This window comes from Halomonas sp. Mc5H-6 (genome assembly GCF_024124705.1).
GTDB lineage: Bacteria > Pseudomonadota > Gammaproteobacteria > Pseudomonadales > Halomonadaceae > Vreelandella > Vreelandella subterranea.
Genome location: NZ_JAMXSI010000001.1, coordinates 327,633 through 346,691 on the forward strand (window position 1 = coordinate 327,633; position 19,059 = coordinate 346,691).

Below are 19,059 nucleotides of genomic sequence, written 5' to 3' on the forward strand. Positions count from 1 at the left end.
AATACAAGGAGTCTCGATGACCGCGTACTTTATCCAGGCGTTTATTTATCTTGTGGCGGCGGTGATTGCTGTTCCCCTTGCAAAACGCTATGGGCTTGGCTCGGTACTGGGCTACCTGATGGCCGGTGTGGTCATTGGCCCGATACTGGGTCTGGTGGGCCAGGAAACGACCACGATTCAGCACTTTGCCGAATTTGGTGTGGTGATGATGCTGTTTTTGGTCGGCCTGGAGCTTGATCCGAAAGGGCTCTGGGCCATGCGCGTGCGCCTGGTCGGTCTTGGCGGACTGCAGGTAGGCTTGACCACGGTGGCAGGCACAGCCCTTGCCTGGTGGCTGGGGCTTACGTGGCAAACCTCGCTCGCTATCGGCTTGCTTTTCGCATTGTCCTCGACAGCGATTGTGCTGCAAACCCTGAGTGAAAAGGGCCTGGAAAAAACCGAGGGAGGCCGCAGCGCCTTCTCCGTATTGCTGTTCCAGGACATCGCGGTCATTCCCATGCTGGCGCTGATTCCCCTGCTGGCGCTGCCAGAGTTGATGGGGTCAGGGGATGATCGCGCCAGTCATGCGGGCATCAGCCTGATGGCGCACTTGCCCGGCTGGGCGTATGCCCTGGTGGTGGTCGCGGCGATCGGCAGCGTGATTGCCGGCGGTTACTACCTGGTACCGAAACTATTCCGTTACGTGGTGGGCTCCGGGTTGCGTGAAGTGTTCACGGCGACGGCGCTGATGCTTGTCATCGGTATCGCTGCCCTCATGAGCCTGGTGAACCTTTCCCCGGCACTGGGGGCGTTTCTGGGGGGGATCGTACTGGCCAACAGCGAATTCAAGCATGAGATCGAAGCCAATATCGATCCGTTCAAGGGGCTTCTGCTGGGCCTGTTCTTTATCACCGTCGGCGCAGGGATCGACTTTCAGGTACTGGCCTCGCAGTGGGGCACGGTGCTGGTACTTGGCGTCGTGGTAATTGCCGTCAAGGCAACCATTCTGCTCGTTTTGGCGTTGCTGTTTCGGGTGCGTGGCAGCAACGGTTGGCTGTTTACCCTGAGCCTTGCCCAGGCCGGTGAATTCGGGTTCGTGCTGTTGACCTACAGCGTGCAGAATAGCGTGATTCCCGTCGAGATTTCCCAGGTGCTGTCGCTGGTCATTGCGCTGTCGATGTTCCTGACGCCGCTGCTGTTCATCGCCTACGACCGCTTGGTGCTGCCACGCTATCGCCGGGTCAAGAACGACGGGCGCCAGCCCGATGCCATCGACGAGCAGGCGCCGGTGATCGTGGCGGGCGTGGGGCGCTTCGGGCAGATCATTTGTCGCCTGCTGCGCGCCAACAACATGCCCATCGTCGCGCTCGATCACGAACTCGAGCAGATCGAGAACCTGCGGCGAATCCGCATCAAAAGCTATTTCGGCGATGCCAGTCGCTCAGATCTACTGGAAACCGCCGGTATCGAACAGGCGCGCTTGCTGGTCGTGGCCATTGATGACCGCAAGCGTGCCGTTGATATGGTCAAGTACGTCAAGCATTACTACCCCCATGTGTGGGTGCTGGCCCGGGCATTTGACCGTGGTCATGGTTATCAATTGCGCGAGGCCGGTGCCGACGACATCGTCAGCGAAACCTACCATTCCGCGCTGGAGATGGGCGGGCATGCGCTGACGGCCATGGGGGTCCACCCGATGCGCGCCAAGCAGATGACCTGGGCATTTGTGCAGAACGAGGAGGCCCACGAGGACGCACTGTTCGATGCCTGGAAAGAGATCGAGGAAGGCATCAACTTCAGCCCTCGCTACGGCGAGCTTTTCATGAAGCTGGAAGAAGCGCTGAATAGCGCCATGCAGCAGGATTGGCCCGAGCCCCAGCGTGAGGACGTGCCGATCTGGACGCCGCCTGTGCCGACGGAAGATAGTGATGAAAAACGCTAGAACGGCAGATGCAATGAAGCGCTTAGCATATTGAGATGATCAAGGGTGGGGTCATCGACCCGCTCGTATTCCAGGCGGCTGACGAGACGGTCGACGGTGAGGGTGGCACCAAATCCCTGCAGTAGGGCGGTGCCGCTTTCGTCGATGCCCTGCATTGGCCGGTAGCTTTCACCGCGCCACTCGGTTAGCCCTGATTTTGCGTAAACGCTGAATGCCCCCATGCGCAAGCCTGCGACCAAAGCGCCACCCAGGCTGAGGGTGTCCATGATCAACGGCGTAATACTTGATGAAATGGGGACTTCTTCGCTCTCGCGGTAGGCCAGTTCAGCGCCGATATCCAACTGGGGCAACTGCCATGGACTGAAGCCAGCGGTTAACCGGAAGCCGCTGGTGTAACTGTCGATACTGCTCAGGTCGCTGCCTTCGAGGATGACGCCATTGTCCAGCTGCATTAACTCACTTTCGGGCAAGGCATACGACGTGGCGGGCGCGAACTCGTCAGCATGGGCGCCAGCGTAAGGCACGGCGCAAAAAAGGAGGGTGCTTGCCAAGCGTTTCATTGGCATTTTTCTTACACCTAGAAGCGTAATGAAAAGGTAGACCTAGTAAGCGTAGCAACTGGCCTTGATTTCTACCAATTTAATTGCCCCATTGACCAGGTTTTCGACCAGGTGCTTGCCCATTTGGGTAAAGCGGTCGCCAAAAACCCACGCTGGTGAAAGTGCAGCTGACCGCGGGGTCTGTTCTTTATGCAGCTGGCGCTGCCGCCACTCAAGGGCCGTATCGGTCCAGTCGTCGAGGTGTTGAATGTGAAAGCCCTTCGATTCGAGTAGATGGACTAATGCATCCTGGGTAAGTAAATGGGAATGCGCTGGTGAAGCCGCCCAAGGTACGGGGTAGACAAGGTCTTCCACGTTGGGGCCGCTGACCACTTCGTGCATCACCAGTTGACCGTTCGCGCTCAGCACGCGGTGACATTCATCCATCACCCTGGCCGCATCGGGCATGTTGAGCAGGCTGTGCTGGAAGACCACCGCATCGAAACACCCCTGCTCAAACGGCAAGGCACAGGCGTCAGCAGTGACAGAGACAAGCGGCGGGCTGCCCGCGTTGACTGCCAGCGCGCTAAGCGATTGGTTGAGTAGGTTAAACCGATGGGTGAGGTCGAGGCCGACCATGTGATAACCCAGCGCCGCTCCCTGGCGCATTAGCCCACCCAGACCAGCGCCAATATCCAGCACGCGTGTGGGGGCAACGGGGTCAATCAGGTTCAGCAACCTGGCGGACGCCGCCATGCCGCCAATATGCAGTTGGTCCAGGGGGGCAAGCTGGGGCAGCGTCGGTCCGTCAGGGTAATGGGCCTGGATTTGTTCAAGCACTTCGCGATCACGCAGTGCCTGCTGGTAATGCGTCACCAGAGGCGAATGAAAAGCCATTTGATGCTCCTTCGCTAGCCGACGAGCTGCCAGCGTGTGCCGCTAGTCGTCTAAACCGAGCTCTTGAATGGAAATCTCGCGCATTTTGAATTTCTGGATCTTGCCGGTGACGGTCATCGGGAATTCATCGACGAATTTGAAGTAGCGCGGAATCTTGAAGTGTGTGATCTTGCCCTTGCAGTACTCGCGCAGTTCCTCCCCAGTGACTTCATCGGCGTTGCTGTTGAGCTTGACCCAGGCAATCAGCTCTTCGCCATACTTCTTGTCCGGCACACCGGTCACCTGTACTTCTGAAATGGCCGGGTGGGCGTAAAGGAATTCCTCGATTTCCTTGGGATAGACGTTCTCCCCGCCGCGAATCACCATGTCCTTGATGCGACCGACGATCTGGATGTAACCCTCTTCGTCCATGGTGGCCAGGTCGCCGGTGTGCATCCAGCCTGCCTCGTCAATCGCCTCCGCGGTGGCTTTGTCGTTGTTCCAGTACTTCAACATGACGCTGTAGCCGCGAGTACACAGCTCGCCGATTTCGCCACGGGGCAGAATACCACCGTTGCCGGGGTCAACGATTTTGGTTTCCAGATGCGGCTGGGTACGACCCACGGTGGAAACGCGCTTATCAAGGCTGTCATCGGCACCGGTCTGGGTGGATACCGGGCTGGTTTCGGTCATGCCATAGGCGATCTGCACGCCCTTCATATTCATCTTGCTGATGACCTGCTTCATGATCTCGGCGGGGCAGATGGAGCCCGCCATGATCCCGGTGCGTAGCGACGAGAGGTCGGTGCTTGCAAAGTCCGGATGGTCAAGCTCGGCGATAAACATGGTCGGCACGCCGTACAGCGCGGTGGCTTTCTGTTCGTGCACCGCCTTTAGCACGGCGCCGGGGTCAAAGCCTTCATCCGGGTAGATCATGGCCGCACCATGGGTCATGCAGCCCAGGTTGCCCATCACCATGCCAAAGCAGTGATAAAGCGGCACCGGGATCACCAGGCGATCTTCGCTGGTAAAGCCCATGCTTTCAGCAACGAAGAAACCATTGTTGAGAATGTTGTGGTGGGAGAGCGTCGCCCCTTTGGGGAAGCCCGTGGTACCCGAGGTGTACTGAATATTGATCGGGTCGTCGAACTGGAGCGTGGCCTGGAGGTCGTCAACGTCGGTTTGGCTGACGTGGCGAGACGCTTCCATCATGTCGGCCCAACGCCACATACCGGGATGTTTATCGGCGCTTAAATTAATCACGCACTCAAGCTCGGGCAGCTTTTGTGACGTCAACTGGCCTTCGGTACAGGTGTTAAGTTCTGGCGCCAGTTCATACAGCATGGCGCTGTAGTCCGAGGTTTTGAAACGGTTGGCCGTCACCAGAAAGCGGGCACCGGATTGATTCAGCGCGTACTCCAATTCATGTGTCCGGTAGGAGGGATTAATATTGACCAGGATGGCGCCAATTTTGGCAGTGGCGAATTGGGTGACGGTCCATTCGCTGCAGTTGGGCGCCCAGATGCCCACACGATCGCCTTTTTTGACGCCAATAGCCAGCAGAGCACGGGCACAGCGGTTCACTTCATCCTGGAGCTCGCGGTAGCACCAGTGAATATTCTGGTGTAATGCAATCAAGGCGTCGTTATCAGGGTACTGCGCGGCGATCTGGTCGAATTTATCGCCAATGGTCATGCCCAGCAGGGGCTTGTGGGCGGTGCTGCTGGTATAGCTTGGAAGGGTAAGTGCAGGTGATGCCATGGTATCTCTCCAAATATTATTGTCTTGTCCGAGCGAGGGCCGCGACGGTTTGTTATTTGTTATGAGCTGGCGCGGCCTTTTGCCAGGGCGACTTTAGAGCTGGGCTTGCGGCCCAACTGGCCGGTAATCCAGTAGCCGGTATCGATCACGGCCTGCAGGTCGATGCCCGTTTCAATCCCCAGCCCTTCAAGCAGGTAGAGCACGTCTTCGGTGGCCACATTGCCGGAAGCGCCCTTGGCATAGGGGCAGCCGCCGAGCCCGGCGGTGGCGGCATCAATCACGCTGATGCCTTCTTCCATTACCGCGTAAATATTCGCCAGTGCCATGCCGTAAGTATCGTGAAAATGAGCGGCCAGAAACTCGACGGGCACCTGCTGGCGCGTCGCCTCGATCATGCGCCTGGCGGCCATTGGCGTGCCCACACCAATGGTGTCGCCCAGTGAAATTTCATAGCAGCCCATGTCATAAAGTGCCTTGGCTACCTCGGCCACCTTGCCAGGTGCTATCTCGCCCTCGTAGGGGCAGCCCAGCACGCAGGAGACGTAGCCGCGAACTCGAATGCCGGCCTCACGGGCGCGCTCCAGTACCGGTTCAAAGCGCGCCAGTGACTCGGCAATCGAGCAGTTGATATTTTTTTGCGAAAACGCTTCTGACGCGGCGCCAAAGACGGCCACTTCGTCAACGCCCGTTTCCAGGGCGTTCTCCAGGCCTTTCAGGTTGGGCGTCAGTGCAGAATAGACCACGCCTGGCTGGCGCTTGATGCCGCTCATTACCTCAGCCGCATCGCCCATTTGCGGCACCCACTTGGGTGACACAAAGCTGGCCGCTTCAATATGCGTCATACCCGCCTTGGCCAGCCGCTCGATCAGGGCGATTTTGGTCCCCGTGGGCACGATGCCCCCCGGCTCGTTTTGCAGGCCGTCCCGGGGGGCCATCTCAAACAGCTTGACGGACGTCGGCAATGGCATAAGAGTGACTCCTATTCGTTGGCCGCAAAGTCGAGCAGCACAGCGCCCTGGCTGACCGTATCGCCAGCTTGAAAATGGAAAATCTCCACGCTGCCATCCGCGGGCGCGGTCATGGTGTGTTCCATCTTCATGGCTTCCATGACCATCAGCGGCATGCCTTTCTCGACGGCAACACCGGGTTCCACCAGTAGTGCAACCACCGTGCCGTTCATAGGCGCGGTGAGGGTAGACTCGGCCTCGTGGTGGCCGTGGTCAATGGCATCAATACGCCGCCAGAACAGGCGGGTTTCACCGCTGGGGTCGGCCATGATCACCACGTGCCCATCCCGGCGTGCCTGCAGGCGTTGGCGGTGGCCGTTCAGGGTGACGGCAACGGCGTCGCCGGTCAGCGGCTGTAGGCTGGCGGTGAGCGTTTCATCATTGATTGTCAGGTTCCAAAGTGACTCGCCAGCATTGCGCTTGCCCTCGACGATGACCACCGCTTCATCGCTGTCCGGTGCTTGAGCACTTGCCGGGTCACACAGGGCGATGCGTATGGTGTGGGGCGCGTTGAGGCGAAAGCCGTCGTGGCGATCCCAGGGAGAGTCGCTCTCGCATTCCTGGGCAAGCTGGTGCAGGCCAATCAGCGCGGCACTGGCATAGTCTTCCCGGCTATAGGCTCGCGGCGCGAATAGCGTGGCTTCGTTGCGCTCGATAAAGCGCGTATCCAATTCCACGTTCTTGAAACCAGCGTGGGTCGCCAGGCGCATCAGGAAGGCGCGGTTAGTGACCACCCCTTGAACGTCCAGGGCTGCAAGCGCGCGGTTAAGCGTCGCCAGCGCCGCATCGCGGTCGGGGCCGTGCACAATCAACTTGGCGAGCATGGGGTCGTAGTGCATCGATACCGCATCGCCGCTTTCCACACCGCTATCCAAGCGAACCTGATCGGCGTTCAAGCCTGCACCTTCCAGATCCAGTGCAAAGCGGGTAAGCAGGCCGGTGGCGGGGATGAAATCCTGGTCCGGGTCTTCAGCGTAAATACGTGCTTCAAAGCTATGGCCGGTGATGGTTAGCTCATCCTGATGACACGGGAGCGGTTCGCCCATGGCCACGCGTAGCTGCCACTCGACAAGATCTTGGCCGGTGATCATCTCGGTGACCGGGTGCTCGACCTGGAGGCGGGTGTTCATCTCCATAAAGTAGAAGGAACCGTCCGCGTCTAATAGAAACTCCACGGTGCCTGCACCCACGTAGCCGATCTCTTTTGCGGCACGCACCGCCGCATCGCCCATGGCGCTGCGCAGTTCCGCCGTCATGCCGGGAGCGGGGGCTTCTTCGATCACCTTTTGATGACGCCGTTGAACGCTGCAGTCACGCTCGAACAGGTAAACCCCGTTGCCGTGACGGTCGCAGAATACCTGCACTTCCACATGGCGGGGCTGCACCAGGTATTTTTCGATCAGCATGCGGTCGTCGCCGAAGGCGGCTTTGGACTCGCGGCGGCAGCCGTCTAACGCGGCCTGAAAGCCATCACCCGATTCAACCACGCGCATGCCTTTGCCACCGCCACCCGCGCTGGCTTTGAGCATGACCGGGTAGCCGATTCGGTCAGCTTCACTGCGCAGTAGGGTGTCGTCCTGGTCATCCCCGTGGTAGCCAGGCACCAGCGGTACACCCGCATTGGCCATGCGCGCTTTGGCGGCGGATTTATCGCCCATGGCGGCAATGGCCGAGGCGGGCGGGCCCACAAAGGTAATGCCTGCTTCTTCAAGCGCTTTGACGAAACTGCCGTTCTCGGAAAGAAAGCCGTAGCCCGGGTGAATCGCGCCGGTGCCGGTGCGCTTGGCGGCGTCGATGACAGCATCAATGTTCAAATAGCTTTCACGCGCGGCGGCGGGGCCTAAGCGCACGGCTTCGTCGGCTTCGCGCACGTGGCGGGCGCTGGCATCGGCGTCGGAGTAGACGGCGACGGTTTTCAGGCCCATGCGGCGTGCCGTACGCATCACCCGGCAGGCGATTTCGCCGCGGTTGGCGACCAGCAAGGTGTCGAAAGGTGTTGTGCGAGCAGCGTTGTCCGCTTTTTCTGTTGTGTTGATAGAGGGCGAATGACTCATGAGCGACGCTCCGAAGCGTTAGAAGTGTTATTGGAGTCGACCCAATCCGGGCGGCGCTTCTCAAAAAAGCTGGATAAACCCTCCTGGCCCTCCTGGCTTACCCGCAGTTGGGCGATGACCTGGCAGGTATGCTCGCGGGTGGCATCACTGTCAGGCGTTTGAGCCACCGTGGCCATCAGCGCTTTGGTGGCACGCTGGGCCTGGGGTGAGCCCGCTAACAGCGTTGCCAACAGGGTCTCCACCTCGTCGTCCAACTTATCGTGCCCCACTACCAAGTGGACTAGACCAAGAGCGAGCGCCATTTCCGCGTCTATCACCTCGGCGGTTAGCGCATAGCGGCGCATTTGCCGCTCGCCCAGGGCGCGCTGCACATAGGGGCTGATGACGGCGGGTGAAAGGCCAATCTTGACTTCCGACAGACAGAATTTGGCGTTTCCTGATGCAATCACTACGTCACAGCAGGCGGCGAGCCCCACCGCGCCGCCAAAGGCGGCACCCTGAACGCGGCAAACCGTCGGGCAGGGCAGTGTGTCGAGACCGTGCATCAATGCGGCGAGTTTGCGGGAGTCGGCGAGGTTATCCTCCAGGTCGTAATCGACCATGCGTTTCATCCAGTTCAAATCGGCTCCGGCCGAGAAGCTCTTGCCTTCAGAACCGAGTACCACCACGCGCACATCCCCTGCGTCCGCAAGCGAATGCAGCCGACTCAAGTGATCGTTCAGCTCGGCGATCAAACTGTCGTCAAAGGCGTTATGCACCTCGGGGCGGTTCAGGGTCAGGCGCGCCACGCCGTTTTCAATCATCAGTGTTGAGTAAGCCATGGTGGTTGCCCCTTACATCCGGAACACGCCAAAGCGTGTCTCTTCGACTTCAGCATTCATCGCGGCAGCCAGTGAAAGCCCCAGTACATCGCGGGTTTGCAACGGGTCAATCACGCCGTCGTCCCATAACCGGGCGCTGGCGTAATAGGGATGGCCCTGGTGCTCGTATTGTTCGCGGGTGGGTTGCTTGAAGGCTTCTTCTTCCTCCGGCGTCCACTCACGGCCCTCGCGCTCGTACTGTTCTCGCTTTACCTGGGAAAGCACGCCCGCGGCCTGTTCACCCCCCATGACGGAAATGCGCGCATTGGGCCACATGAACAGCAGGTTAGGATCATAGGCGCGGCCACACATGCCGTAGTTACCGGCGCCGAAGCTGCCGCCAATCAGGACGGTGTATTTGGGCACCTTGGCGCAGGCCACGGCGGTGACCAGCTTGGCGCCGTGCTTGGCAATACCTTCGTGCTCGTACTTGGAGCCAACCATAAAGCCGGTAATGTTCTGCAGGAAGATAAGCGGAATCTTGCGCTGGGCGCACAGCTCGATAAAGTGCGCGCCTTTCACGGCACTTTCGGAAAACAGCACGCCGTTGTTGGCCACGATACCCACCGGGTAGCCGTGAATATGGGCAAAGCCGGTAACCAGAGTGTCGCCGTAGTAGCGCTTGAACTCGTCGAAGTCGGAGTCGTCGACGATGCGGCCAATGACTTCCCGCACGTCATAGGGTTTTTTAAGGTCGGTGCCGACAATGCCATACAGCTCGGAAGGGTCGAGCTTGGGGGGCTTGGGCGCCTGCATGGCCAGTTGGCCGCGCTTTTGCCAGTTCAGCCGGGACACACAGGCGCGGGCCAGCTGCAGTGCATGGGCGTCGTTTTCCGCGTAGTGATCGGCCACGCCGCTGACCTTGGCGTGTACATCCGCACCGCCAAGGTCTTCAGCGCTAATGCTCTCGCCGGTGGCGGCTTTTACCAGCGGCGGGCCGCCGAGGAAAATCGTGCCCTGTTCTTTGACGATGATCGACTCATCCGCCATGGCGGGCACATAGGCGCCGCCCGCGGTACAGGAGCCCATCACCACGGCAATTTGCGGGATGCCCTCGGCGGAGAGGGTCGCCTGGTTGTAGAAGATGCGCCCGAAGTGGTCTCGGTCGGGGAAGACTTCATCCTGACGGGGCAGGAAGGCGCCGCCGGAATCGACCAGATAGATGCATGGCAGGCGATGCTTGCGGGCGATCTCCTGGGCGCGAATATGTTTTTTGACCGTCAGCGGAAAGTAAGTGCCGCCTTTCACCGTGGCGTCGTTGGCGACGATCACGCACTCGACGCCGGAAACGCGGCCAATACCGGTGACCACGCCAGCCGCCGGGATCTCGCTTTCATACACGTGGTGGGCGGCAAGCGCTGAAAATTCGAGAAACGGTGAGCCTTCATCGATCAGATGATCGATACGGTCACGCACGAAAAGTTTGCCGCGGCTTTCGTGACGCTCCCGGGCCTTGGCGCCGCCGCCCTGGGAGATGGCCGCGGTCAGTTCACGCAGTTTGTTGACTTCACCGAGCATGGAGGCTTCGTTGGCTTGAAACACATCGCTGCGGGGATTGATTTGGCTATTCACGGTGCTCATGGCGCGGCCCTGCTGATGTTCGTTAAAGGGTTTCAGTGAAGAGTTCGCGACCGATCAGCATCCGCCGAATCTCGCTGGTACCTGCGCCAATTTCATACAGCTTGGCGTCACGCAGCAGCCGCCCGGTGGGGTACTCGTTGATATAGCCGTTGCCGCCGAGTAGCTGAATCGCATCCAGTGCTACCTGGGTGGCTTTTTCGGCGCAGTAGAGAATCACCCCGGCAGCGTCTTTGCGGGAAGTCTGGCCGCGGTCGCAGGCTCCTGCCACGGCATACAGATAGGCCCGGCAGGCGTTCAGGGTGGTGTACATATCCGCTACCTTGCCCTGCACCAGTTGGAACTCGCCAATCGACTGGTTGAATTGCTTGCGCTCGTGGATATAGGGCAGCACCACATCCATGGCGGCCTGCATGATGCCGATGGGGCCGGCCGCGAGCACGGTGCGCTCGTAATCCAGGCCGCTCATCAGTACGCGAACGCCTTTGCCCTCATCGCCCAGAATATTCTCGGCGGGCACGGCGCAGTCCTGGAACACCAGCTCGCAGGTGTTGGAGCCGCGCATGCCCAGCTTGTCGAGCTTCTGGGCGGTCGAGAAACCGGGCATGCCTTTTTCGATAATAAAGGCAGTAATGCCTTTGGAACCGGCGTCCGGGTCGGTCTTGGCGTAGACCACCAGCACATCCGCGTCCGGGCCGTTGGTGATCCACATCTTGTTGCCGTTGAGAATGTAGTGGTCGCCATCGCGTTTAGCACGCAACTGCATGGAAACCACATCGGAACCGGCGCCGGGTTCTGACATGGCAAGCGCCCCCACATGGTCGCCGCTGATCAGCTTGGGCAGGTATTTGGCTTTCTGCTCGGCAGAGGCATTGATCTTGATCTGGTTGACGCACAGGTTGGAGTGGGCGCCGTAGGAGAGCGCCACCGAGGCGCTAGCGCGGGAAATCTCTTCCATGGCGATACAATGGGCGAGATAGCCCATACCGCTGCCACCATCTTCTTCAGAAACGGTAATCCCCAACAGCCCCATGTCACCGAACTTCTTCCATAGGTCGTTGGGAAATTCATTGCTCTGGTCGATCTCGGCAGCGCGGGGAGCGATCTCGCTAGCGGCGAAGGCGTTGACCTGCTCGCGCAGCATATTCAGCTCGTCATCAAGACCGAAATTGAGTTCTGAGTAGTGTGAAAACATGATCAATCACCTGTTGTTCATTGTGTTGATAGTGATATTGAAAAGTGTGTTAGTGGCGCGCTGGCAGTATCTAGTGCCGTTATCCGTTCAATGCGTGGTTGCGGATGAAGAGGGCGATGTTGTATCGGTTTCCGTCTGTTCTTCTTCGCGTTGCTTTTGATTCAGTTCTTCCAGCGCCTGGCGGCAGCGAATTTCTGCGCTTTCGAGCTCAAGCTGGACCATGGTGATGTCTTTCATCTGCTGGTCGAGTGCCGCCCTGCGCTCGGCGATCTTGCTGAGCATTAAATTCAGCTGTTTTTTACTACCGCTGCGGGTCTCGTCCCAGAGCTCGAACAGCTCGCGGATTTCAGCGAGTGAAAAGCCAAGACGTTTTCCACGAATGGTCAGCTTGAGTCGCACCCGATCCTTACTGCTGTAGACGCGGGTCTGCCCGCGGCGGGTGGGGTGAAGCAGCTCCTGGTCCTCGTAGAAACGGATGCTGCGGGTGGTCAAATCAAATTCGTTGGCCAATTCACTGATCGAGTAGGTTTTGCTCATGGTGACGTTCTCTCAAAAGGGCATTGTTCCCAAGAATCATTCTTAAGGTATACCTTCTATGGAACACTGCCAGTGAGGCTAAAACAAGTTTACGTTAACGTAAAGCATATCTTGTCTTCTTTGTTTTGCTGATGAAAATTGCCAATCTTCTGAATTTGCAGTTATTTTTGTAAAACATGGTTAGTGCCTTTCCCTTGCGTAGACCAAAGTTGTAATTGTAATTACCTGACAGAGGTTGCTAGTTTGCACCTACACCTTACGTTAAGGTAAGAATATGTTGCCAGCTAACGAATTCTGCTTCTGCAAGTTGATAGAGGTCGATAGAGGCTGGTGTAAAGAAGTCACTGGAACATGAGGCATGCATCAGCATGCCATCGTGGGTCAGGGGGCTCTAAGTCAGCACAAGAACAACAAGAGGCTTACCACTTCATGTGTGCAGACGATGTCCGGAAAGTGCCCGTTCTCGAAACGCGCGGGTTGACCAAAGAGTTTCGTGGTTTTACAGCGGTGGACGATGTCAATCTCCAGGTACAGGAAGGGCATATCCACGCCTTGATAGGGCCCAACGGCGCGGGCAAAACCACAGTTTTCAATCTGCTGACCAAATTTCTACCCCCTACCCGCGGAGAGATTCTCTATCGGGGTAACCCCATTACCTCGATGAAATCCAATGAGATCGCGCGACTGGGTCTGGTGCGCTCCTTCCAGATTTCAGCCGTCTTTGCCCATATGACCGCGCTGGAGAACGTGCGGGTGGCGCTCCAGCGTAAGTTGGGTACCTCGTTTCACTTCTGGAAGTCAGAGAAATCCCTGGATCACCTCAACGAGCGTGCCCTTGAATTACTGGAAGAAGTGGGGCTTGGCGAGTATGCCGATACGCTAACCGTTGAGATGCCCTACGGGCGCAAGCGGGCATTGGAAGTCGCCACCACGCTGGCCCTTGACCCGACCATGATGCTACTGGATGAACCCACCCAAGGCATGGGCGCAGAAGACGTCGACCGCATCGTGGCGTTGATCAAGCGGGTATCGAAAGGCCGTACAGTCTTGATGGTAGAGCATAATCTGAGCGTGGTGAGCCGACTGTGCGATCGTATTACCGTTCTGGCGCGGGGCGCCGTGTTGGCCGAGGGCGATTACGACAACGTTTCCCGTAACCCGCTAGTGCGCGAAGCCTATATGGGCAGCGACGCCGCCGAAGAGGAAGGAGCTGCCGTATGAATACCGCTGAAGCGCAGGCATCTATGGATCAGGCACCTGGCGATAATGTTCAAGGCCTGGAAATGCTGCGCGTACAGGATCTGCATGCCTTTTATGGCGAGTCGCATATCCTCCACGGGATCGATTTCGACGTAAAGCGCGGTGAGCTGGTGACCTTGCTGGGCCGCAATGGCGCCGGACGTAGCACTACCCTGAAAGCCATCATGAACATGGTGGGGCGGCGTTCCGGCTCGATCGTCATCAACGGCAATGAAACGCTGCACATGAAGCCGCACCATATCCCGCGCCTGGGGATTGGTTACTGCCCGGAAGAGCGTGGCATTTTTGCCAGCCTTGATGTGCACGAAAACCTTTTACTGCCACCTACTGTACGTTCAGACGGCATGAGTCTCGATGAAATCTACGCCATGTTTCCTAACCTCTACGAGCGGCGTAGAAGCCAGGGTACCCGGCTTTCCGGCGGTGAACAGCAGATGCTGGCGATGGCGCGTATCTTGCGCACGGGCGCGCGGATGCTGTTGCTGGATGAAATCACCGAAGGCCTCGCACCGGTGATTGTGCAAAAGCTCGGTGAGGTGCTGGAACAGCTCAAGGCGCGTGGCATGACCATTGTGCTGGTGGAGCAAAACTTTCGTTTTGCCGCGCCGCTGGCGGATCGCCACTTCGTCATGGAGCACGGGCAGATCGTCGAGGAAATCAGCGCAGCCGAGCTGCCAAGCCGCCGTGAGCACCTTAATTCAATGCTGGGGGTATAACCCGACACGGTTTTCAAGCTTTATTTCACAAGCCACATGCTTGACCAAGCACGCTTGATATTTCGCCTGTATCACAACAACAAAGGCTCTCTAGAGTCAGGAGAATAGCATGACATTTAACAAGAAAACGCTAGCCTGCTGTGTTGCCGCGGCGGCAGCCACCAGCCTGATGGCCTCGAATGCCCAGGCGCAAATGAGTGACGACGAAGTGCGTATTGGTTATTTAGCCGATATGTCGGGTACCTACCGTGATCTTGCTGGCCCTGGTGGCTTAACCGCCATGGAAATGGCGGTTGAGGACTTCGGCGGCAGCGTCAACGGCGCGCCCATCGTTATTTCCAGTGCTGATGATCGCAACAGTGCTGACGTAGGCGCCAATACCGTGCGCGGCTGGATCGACGAGGACAACGTCGACATGGTTGGCGGCCTGGTGGCGTCATCGGTGTCGATCGCCGTCAGCAATGTGATCGAAGAAAACGATGGCCTGGCGATTGTGTCCGGGTCGGCGGCGTCGAGTATCACCAACGAGCACTGCACGCCTAATCACATTCATTGGGTATACGACACTTACCCGCTGGCCAACGGTACCGCTAAGGCGGTGGTGGACCAGGGCGGTGACAGCTGGTTCATGCTGACGGCGGATTATGCCTTCGGTCATGCGTTGGAAGCCGATGTGACCAGCGTGGTGGAGGCGAATGGCGGTGAAATTGTCGGTGGTGTTCGCCACCCGTTCCCGACCAACGACTTCTCATCCTATATTCTTCAGGCCCAGGGCTCAGGTGCCAAGATTGTGGGCCTGGCCAATGCGGGCTCCGATACGGTCAATGCCATCACCACGGCAAGCCAGTTTGGCCTGACGCAATCCGGGCAGCAGTTGGCTGGCCTGCTGATTTTCCTTAACGATGTGCACGCGCTTGGCCTGGAAGCCACCCAGAACCTGCTGCTGACCACCGGCTGGTACTGGGATATGGACGATCAGTCACGGGAATGGGCAGAGCGCTACTACGCAGAAGAAGAACGCATGCCGACCATGGTGCAGGCAGGTATCTACTCAAGCACCATGCATTACCTGAAGGCCGTTGAAGCCGCTGGCACCGACGACCCGGAAACCGTTCGTGCCCAGATGGCGGAGATGCCGATCGATGATTTCTTCGCTCGCAACGGTCGTATTCGTGAAGATGGCCGCATGATCCACGACATGTACCTGGCCCAGGTGAAAACCCCTGAGGAATCCACCGGTGAATGGGATCTTTACGAAATCCTCAGCACCATTCCCGCCGAAGAAGCTTACCGTCCGCTGTCTGAGAGCCAGTGCGAACTGGTGCAGAACTAAATCAGCCCAGGGGTAATAAACAAGCATCCATCTTCGGGTAGCAGTCGTTGGCTGCTACCCGCTTGATGTCGGGGAGAGTCGTACCATGACGATGATATTCGGCGTGCCATTGGCCGTGTTCCTGGGGCAGTTGACACTGGGCCTTGTGAACGGTGCTTTTTACGCACTGCTCAGCCTGGGTCTGGCGGTCATCTTCGGTCTGTTGAAGATCGTCAACTTTGCCCACGGAGCGCAATACATGCTGGGCGCTTTTGCTGCGCTGCTGGGCTTTCGCTATTTAGGCATCAATTACTGGCTGGCGCTTGTTTTGGTGCCGCTTGTTGTGGGTGCTTTCGGTATGTTGATGGAGCGCTTTTTGCTTCGTCGTATCGCTCACCTGGACCACTTGTATGGCTTATTGCTGACCTTTGGGCTGGCGCTGATATTCGAGGGTACGCTGGTCAATATTTTCGGCGTTTCAGGAGCGCGCTATACCGCCCCTGAAGCGTTGCAGGGTGGCATGAATCTGGGCTTCATGTTCCTGCCCGTGTATCGGGGGTGGGTGCTGGTGGCGGCCCTGGCGATGTGCCTGTTCACCTGGTTCATGATCGAGCGGACCCGGCTGGGGGCCTATCTTCGTGCGGGGACAGAAAACTCCCAGCTGATGCAGGCGTTTGGCGTTAACGTGCCTTTGCTGATTACCCTGACCTACGGCTTTGGCGTTGGCCTGGCTGCCTTTGCCGGGGTGCTGGCGGCGCCGCTGTATCCGGTATCGCCAGCCATGGGCTCCAGCCTGCTGATCGTGGTGTTTGCCGTGGTGGTGATCGGCGGTATGGGGTCGATTCTGGGGGCGATTATCACTGGCTTGTCGATGGGCATCATCGAGGGGCTAACAAAAGTGTATTACCCCGAGGCAGCCAATACGGTGATTTTCCTGGTGATGATTCTGGTTCTGTTATTACGCCCCTCAGGGCTGTTCGGTAAGGAGGCGTAAACCATGACGCAATCTCAACACGAAGCCATGGCCGCGCCGTCGATGGTCGCCGAGCGGCAGCGTCGAGCCAAGCAGCGCCGCACCATGTTCTATCTGGCGCTGATCGCGATAGGTTTGGTCGCCCCGTTTCTGGCTTATCCTGTCTTTTTGATGAAAGTACTCTGCTTTGCGCTGTTTGCCTGTGCGTTCAACCTGCTACTTGGCTATGCGGGGCTGCTCTCGTTTGGGCATGCGGCCTTTCTGGCGAGCGGTGGTTACGTCACCGGTTATCTGTTGGCCAGCTACCCTGGACTCACGCCAGAGCTGGGTATTATCGCCGGTACGCTGTCAGCAACGCTGCTGGGGGTGGTGTTTGGCGTGCTGTCGATCCGCCGCCAGGGTATCTACTTCGCCATGGTTACCTTGGCGCTGGCGCAGCTGATGTTCTTCGTTTTCATCCAGGCGCCCTTTACCGGCGGGGAAGATGGGCTTCACGGCGTACCGCGGGGCGAGCTGCTGGGCTTTATCGACCTGAGCAATAATGTCGCCATGTACTATTTCGTGTTTGCCATCTTCCTGTTTGGCTTTGCGTTGATTCAGCGTACGGTGCATTCGCCATTCGGGCAGGTATTAAAAGCGATTCGCGAAAACGAACCCCGGGCAGTCTCGCTGGGCTATAACGTGGACGCCTACAAGCTACTCGCCTTCGTACTGTCCGCCGCGATCGCGGGGCTGGCGGGCTCCACCAAGACCGTGGTATTCCAGCTGGCGTCGCTGACCGATGCCCACTGGCATATGTCGGGCGAGGTGATTCTGATGACGCTGCTGGGTGGGGTCGGCACCTTGCTTGGTCCGGTGATGGGGGCAAGCCTGGTGGTCAGCCTTCAGCATATTCTTGCGCAATCACCGCTGGGTAATTGGGTGAGCGTCATTCTGGGAATCATTTTCGTGGTCTGCGTGCTGAGTTTTCGCAGCGGCATCGTGGGGGAGCTTGGCAAGATGTACCGCAAAAACTTCAAGTAAATACCGCTGCTTTGTCGACAAAGCGGGTTCGCGTCTGTCCGTTGTTGGGTGCCATTCGGCACCCTTTTTTGATCAGGAAGCCGTCTACGCCAAAGGTCGAGGGGAAGGGTGGTTGCTTATGGCAGGGTTAAAATATAAGTTAACGTAAACGTCAATTAGCGTGTTTGGCTGTTCGTCATCCACGCTTGAAGAACACAATCACAATATCGAAAGCGACCCCCTTGTGGCTTGATATCAGGGGTTGGCTTTCAGCGGAGCGTCGCCATGAATTTCGAGCTGAGTGAAGACCAGGTTGCGTTTGCCGATATGGCGCGTGCCTTTGCCCAAAATGAGTTGGCTCCCCACGCGGCGGAATGGGACCAGGAGGCTATATTCCCCGTTGAGGTGATCCGCAAGGCGGGTGAGTTGGGCTTCTGCTCGCTCTATGCACCGGAAAGCGTCGGTGGGCTGGGGCTTTCACGGCTGGATGCCAGCATCATTTTCGAGCAGCTTTCCATGGGCTGCACCTCTACCACGGCGTATCTCACGATCCATAACATGGTCACCTGGATGCTGGCCGATTTCGGCACGCCTGACGTCATCGAGCAGTGGGGCGAAAAGCTGGCCACCGGCGAGCTATTAGGCTCTTACTGCCTGACCGAGCCCAACTCAGGCTCCGACGCCGCCTCGCTCAAAACCACGGCCAAGCGCGACGGCGACGACTTCCTGCTCAACGGCAGTAAAATGTTTATTTCCGGTGCGGGCAGTACCGATGTGCTGGTGGTGATGGCACGCACGGGCGGAGAGGGCGCAGCGGGCATTTCCGCCTTCGCGGTGGATGCCAAGTCAGACGGCATTAGCTATGGCCGTAAGGAAGCCAAAATGGGCTGGAACAGCCAGCCGACCCGTACGATCACGTTCGAAGACGTTCGGGTGCCTGACCATCAGATGCTTGGTAACGAAGGTGACGGCTTCAAGATTGCCATGAAAGGCCTGGATGGCGGCCGAATCAATATTGCCACCTGTTCGATCGGTACCGCTCAGCGGGCCATCAACGAGGCGCGGGCCTACATGCTCGAACGCAAACAGTTCGGCAAGCACCTGGCGGACTTCCAGGCGCTTCAGTTCCGCCTGGCCGACATGGTGACCGAGCTTGTTGCCGCGCGGCAGTTGGTGCGCCTGGCCGCCACCAAGCTGGACGCGGGCGACGCGGATGCGCTTACCTACTGCGCCATGGCCAAACGCTTCGCCACCGATGTAGGCTTCAAGGTATGTGACGAAGCGCTTCAGCTGTACGGCGGCAACGGCTATATCAAGGAGTACCCGATGGAACGCTTTGTGCGTGATACCCGCGTGCATCGTATCCTTGAGGGGACCAATGAGATCATGCGTCTGATCATTTCACGCCGGGTGCTTGCAGAAGGTGCCGCTGAGCTATGAACGCTGGAAAGCCGGTCGTTGATAAAAT

General features: G+C 58.3%; 16 protein-coding genes. 7 read left to right on the top strand and 9 right to left on the bottom strand.

All coding sequences use genetic code 11. From position 1 onward, the window contains the following. Positions 1-16 precede the first annotated feature (16 nt). Entirely contained in the window at positions 17-1,921 is a 1,905-nt protein-coding gene (locus NH395_RS01525) for a monovalent cation:proton antiporter-2 (CPA2) family protein (protein ID WP_253021901.1), read from the top strand. Here NH395_RS01525 and NH395_RS01530 read toward each other — a convergent pair. From NH395_RS01530 to NH395_RS01570, 9 genes are all read right to left on the bottom strand, one after another. Continuing rightward, a complete protein-coding gene (locus NH395_RS01530; protein ID WP_253022414.1) occupies positions 1,918-2,481 on the bottom strand; it encodes a hypothetical protein in 564 nt (187 codons plus the stop codon). The genes NH395_RS01525 and NH395_RS01530 overlap by 4 nt on opposite strands. Before the next feature lie 42 nt (positions 2,482-2,523). Then, positions 2,524-3,357, bottom strand: coding sequence for a class I SAM-dependent methyltransferase (locus NH395_RS01535; protein WP_253021903.1), 834 nt, complete (start codon positions 3,355-3,357; stop codon positions 2,524-2,526). Positions 3,358-3,399: 42 nt separating this feature from the next. After that, the gene (locus tag NH395_RS01540; protein ID WP_253021904.1) at positions 3,400-5,097 is read right to left on the bottom strand and encodes an AMP-binding protein; all 1,698 of its coding nucleotides are present in this window, start codon (positions 5,095-5,097) and stop codon (positions 3,400-3,402) included. 59 nt (positions 5,098-5,156) lie between these two features. Continuing rightward, the gene (locus tag NH395_RS01545; RefSeq protein WP_253021906.1) at positions 5,157-6,065 is read right to left on the bottom strand and encodes a hydroxymethylglutaryl-CoA lyase; all 909 of its coding nucleotides are present in this window, start codon (positions 6,063-6,065) and stop codon (positions 5,157-5,159) included. Between the two features lie 11 nt (positions 6,066-6,076). Further along, positions 6,077-8,158, bottom strand: a complete 2,082-nt coding sequence (locus NH395_RS01550) for an acetyl/propionyl/methylcrotonyl-CoA carboxylase subunit alpha (RefSeq protein ID WP_290443650.1) — start codon at positions 8,156-8,158, stop codon at positions 6,077-6,079. Continuing rightward, positions 8,155-8,979: an enoyl-CoA hydratase/isomerase family protein gene (locus NH395_RS01555; protein WP_253021908.1), complete on the bottom strand. Its 825-nt coding sequence runs from the start codon at positions 8,977-8,979 to the stop codon at positions 8,155-8,157. Before NH395_RS01555 ends, NH395_RS01550 begins: the two co-directional genes overlap by 4 nt. A gap of 12 nt (positions 8,980-8,991) precedes the next feature. Then, the gene (locus NH395_RS01560) at positions 8,992-10,599 is read right to left on the bottom strand and encodes a carboxyl transferase domain-containing protein (protein WP_253021910.1); all 1,608 of its coding nucleotides are present in this window, start codon (positions 10,597-10,599) and stop codon (positions 8,992-8,994) included. Positions 10,600-10,621: 22 nt separating this feature from the next. Continuing rightward, positions 10,622-11,791, bottom strand: coding sequence for an isovaleryl-CoA dehydrogenase (locus NH395_RS01565; RefSeq protein WP_253021912.1), 1,170 nt, complete (start codon positions 11,789-11,791; stop codon positions 10,622-10,624). An 87-nt stretch (positions 11,792-11,878) separates the two neighbouring features. Continuing rightward, positions 11,879-12,328: a MerR family DNA-binding transcriptional regulator gene (locus NH395_RS01570; protein WP_066320101.1), complete on the bottom strand. Its 450-nt coding sequence runs from the start codon at positions 12,326-12,328 to the stop codon at positions 11,879-11,881. Between the two features lie 429 nt (positions 12,329-12,757). On the opposite strand from NH395_RS01570, the gene NH395_RS01575 reads away from it, so the two are divergent. From NH395_RS01575 to NH395_RS01600, 6 genes are all read left to right on the top strand, one after another. Continuing rightward, positions 12,758-13,549, top strand: a complete 792-nt coding sequence (locus tag NH395_RS01575; protein WP_066320105.1) for an ABC transporter ATP-binding protein — start codon at positions 12,758-12,760, stop codon at positions 13,547-13,549. Further along, positions 13,546-14,304, top strand: coding sequence for an ABC transporter ATP-binding protein (locus tag NH395_RS01580; protein ID WP_253021914.1), 759 nt, complete (start codon positions 13,546-13,548; stop codon positions 14,302-14,304). The genes NH395_RS01575 and NH395_RS01580 overlap by 4 nt, the downstream gene beginning before the upstream one ends. 109 nt (positions 14,305-14,413) lie before the next feature. After that, positions 14,414-15,637, top strand: a complete 1,224-nt coding sequence (locus NH395_RS01585; protein ID WP_066320109.1) for an ABC transporter substrate-binding protein — start codon at positions 14,414-14,416, stop codon at positions 15,635-15,637. An 85-nt stretch (positions 15,638-15,722) separates the two neighbouring features. Next, on the top strand, positions 15,723-16,610 hold the full coding sequence (locus NH395_RS01590) for a branched-chain amino acid ABC transporter permease (protein ID WP_253021916.1): 888 nt from the start codon (positions 15,723-15,725) through the stop codon (positions 16,608-16,610). A 3-nt stretch (positions 16,611-16,613) separates the two neighbouring features. Further along, the gene (locus NH395_RS01595) at positions 16,614-17,612 is read left to right on the top strand and encodes a branched-chain amino acid ABC transporter permease (protein WP_253021918.1); all 999 of its coding nucleotides are present in this window, start codon (positions 16,614-16,616) and stop codon (positions 17,610-17,612) included. Positions 17,613-17,876: 264 nt separating this feature from the next. After that, a complete protein-coding gene (locus NH395_RS01600) occupies positions 17,877-19,031 on the top strand; it encodes an acyl-CoA dehydrogenase family protein (protein ID WP_253021920.1) in 1,155 nt (384 codons plus the stop codon). Positions 19,032-19,059 lie beyond the last annotated feature (28 nt).

What these genes read in the sequence shown, in the direction of transcription:
- NH395_RS01525 (WP_253021901.1), top strand. Translation starts at nt 17, where the DNA reads ATGACCGCGTACTTTATCCAGGCGTTTATTTATCTTGTGGCGGCGGTG.
- NH395_RS01530 (WP_253022414.1), bottom strand. Translation starts at nt 2,481, where the DNA reads ATGAAACGCTTGGCAAGCACCCTCCTTTTTTGCGCCGTGCCTTACGCT.
- NH395_RS01535 (WP_253021903.1), bottom strand. Translation starts at nt 3,357, where the DNA reads ATGGCTTTTCATTCGCCTCTGGTGACGCATTACCAGCAGGCACTGCGT.
- NH395_RS01540 (WP_253021904.1), bottom strand. Translation starts at nt 5,097, where the DNA reads ATGGCATCACCTGCACTTACCCTTCCAAGCTATACCAGCAGCACCGCC.
- NH395_RS01545 (WP_253021906.1), bottom strand. Translation starts at nt 6,065, where the DNA reads ATGCCATTGCCGACGTCCGTCAAGCTGTTTGAGATGGCCCCCCGGGAC.
- NH395_RS01550 (WP_290443650.1), bottom strand. Translation starts at nt 8,158, where the DNA reads ATGAGTCATTCGCCCTCTATCAACACAACAGAAAAAGCGGACAACGCT.
- NH395_RS01555 (WP_253021908.1), bottom strand. Translation starts at nt 8,979, where the DNA reads ATGGCTTACTCAACACTGATGATTGAAAACGGCGTGGCGCGCCTGACC.
- NH395_RS01560 (WP_253021910.1), bottom strand. Translation starts at nt 10,599, where the DNA reads ATGAGCACCGTGAATAGCCAAATCAATCCCCGCAGCGATGTGTTTCAA.
- NH395_RS01565 (WP_253021912.1), bottom strand. Translation starts at nt 11,791, where the DNA reads ATGTTTTCACACTACTCAGAACTCAATTTCGGTCTTGATGACGAGCTG.
- NH395_RS01570 (WP_066320101.1), bottom strand. Translation starts at nt 12,328, where the DNA reads ATGAGCAAAACCTACTCGATCAGTGAATTGGCCAACGAATTTGATTTG.
- NH395_RS01575 (WP_066320105.1), top strand. Translation starts at nt 12,758, where the DNA reads ATGTGTGCAGACGATGTCCGGAAAGTGCCCGTTCTCGAAACGCGCGGG.
- NH395_RS01580 (WP_253021914.1), top strand. Translation starts at nt 13,546, where the DNA reads ATGAATACCGCTGAAGCGCAGGCATCTATGGATCAGGCACCTGGCGAT.
- NH395_RS01585 (WP_066320109.1), top strand. Translation starts at nt 14,414, where the DNA reads ATGACATTTAACAAGAAAACGCTAGCCTGCTGTGTTGCCGCGGCGGCA.
- NH395_RS01590 (WP_253021916.1), top strand. Translation starts at nt 15,723, where the DNA reads ATGACGATGATATTCGGCGTGCCATTGGCCGTGTTCCTGGGGCAGTTG.
- NH395_RS01595 (WP_253021918.1), top strand. Translation starts at nt 16,614, where the DNA reads ATGACGCAATCTCAACACGAAGCCATGGCCGCGCCGTCGATGGTCGCC.
- NH395_RS01600 (WP_253021920.1), top strand. Translation starts at nt 17,877, where the DNA reads ATGAATTTCGAGCTGAGTGAAGACCAGGTTGCGTTTGCCGATATGGCG.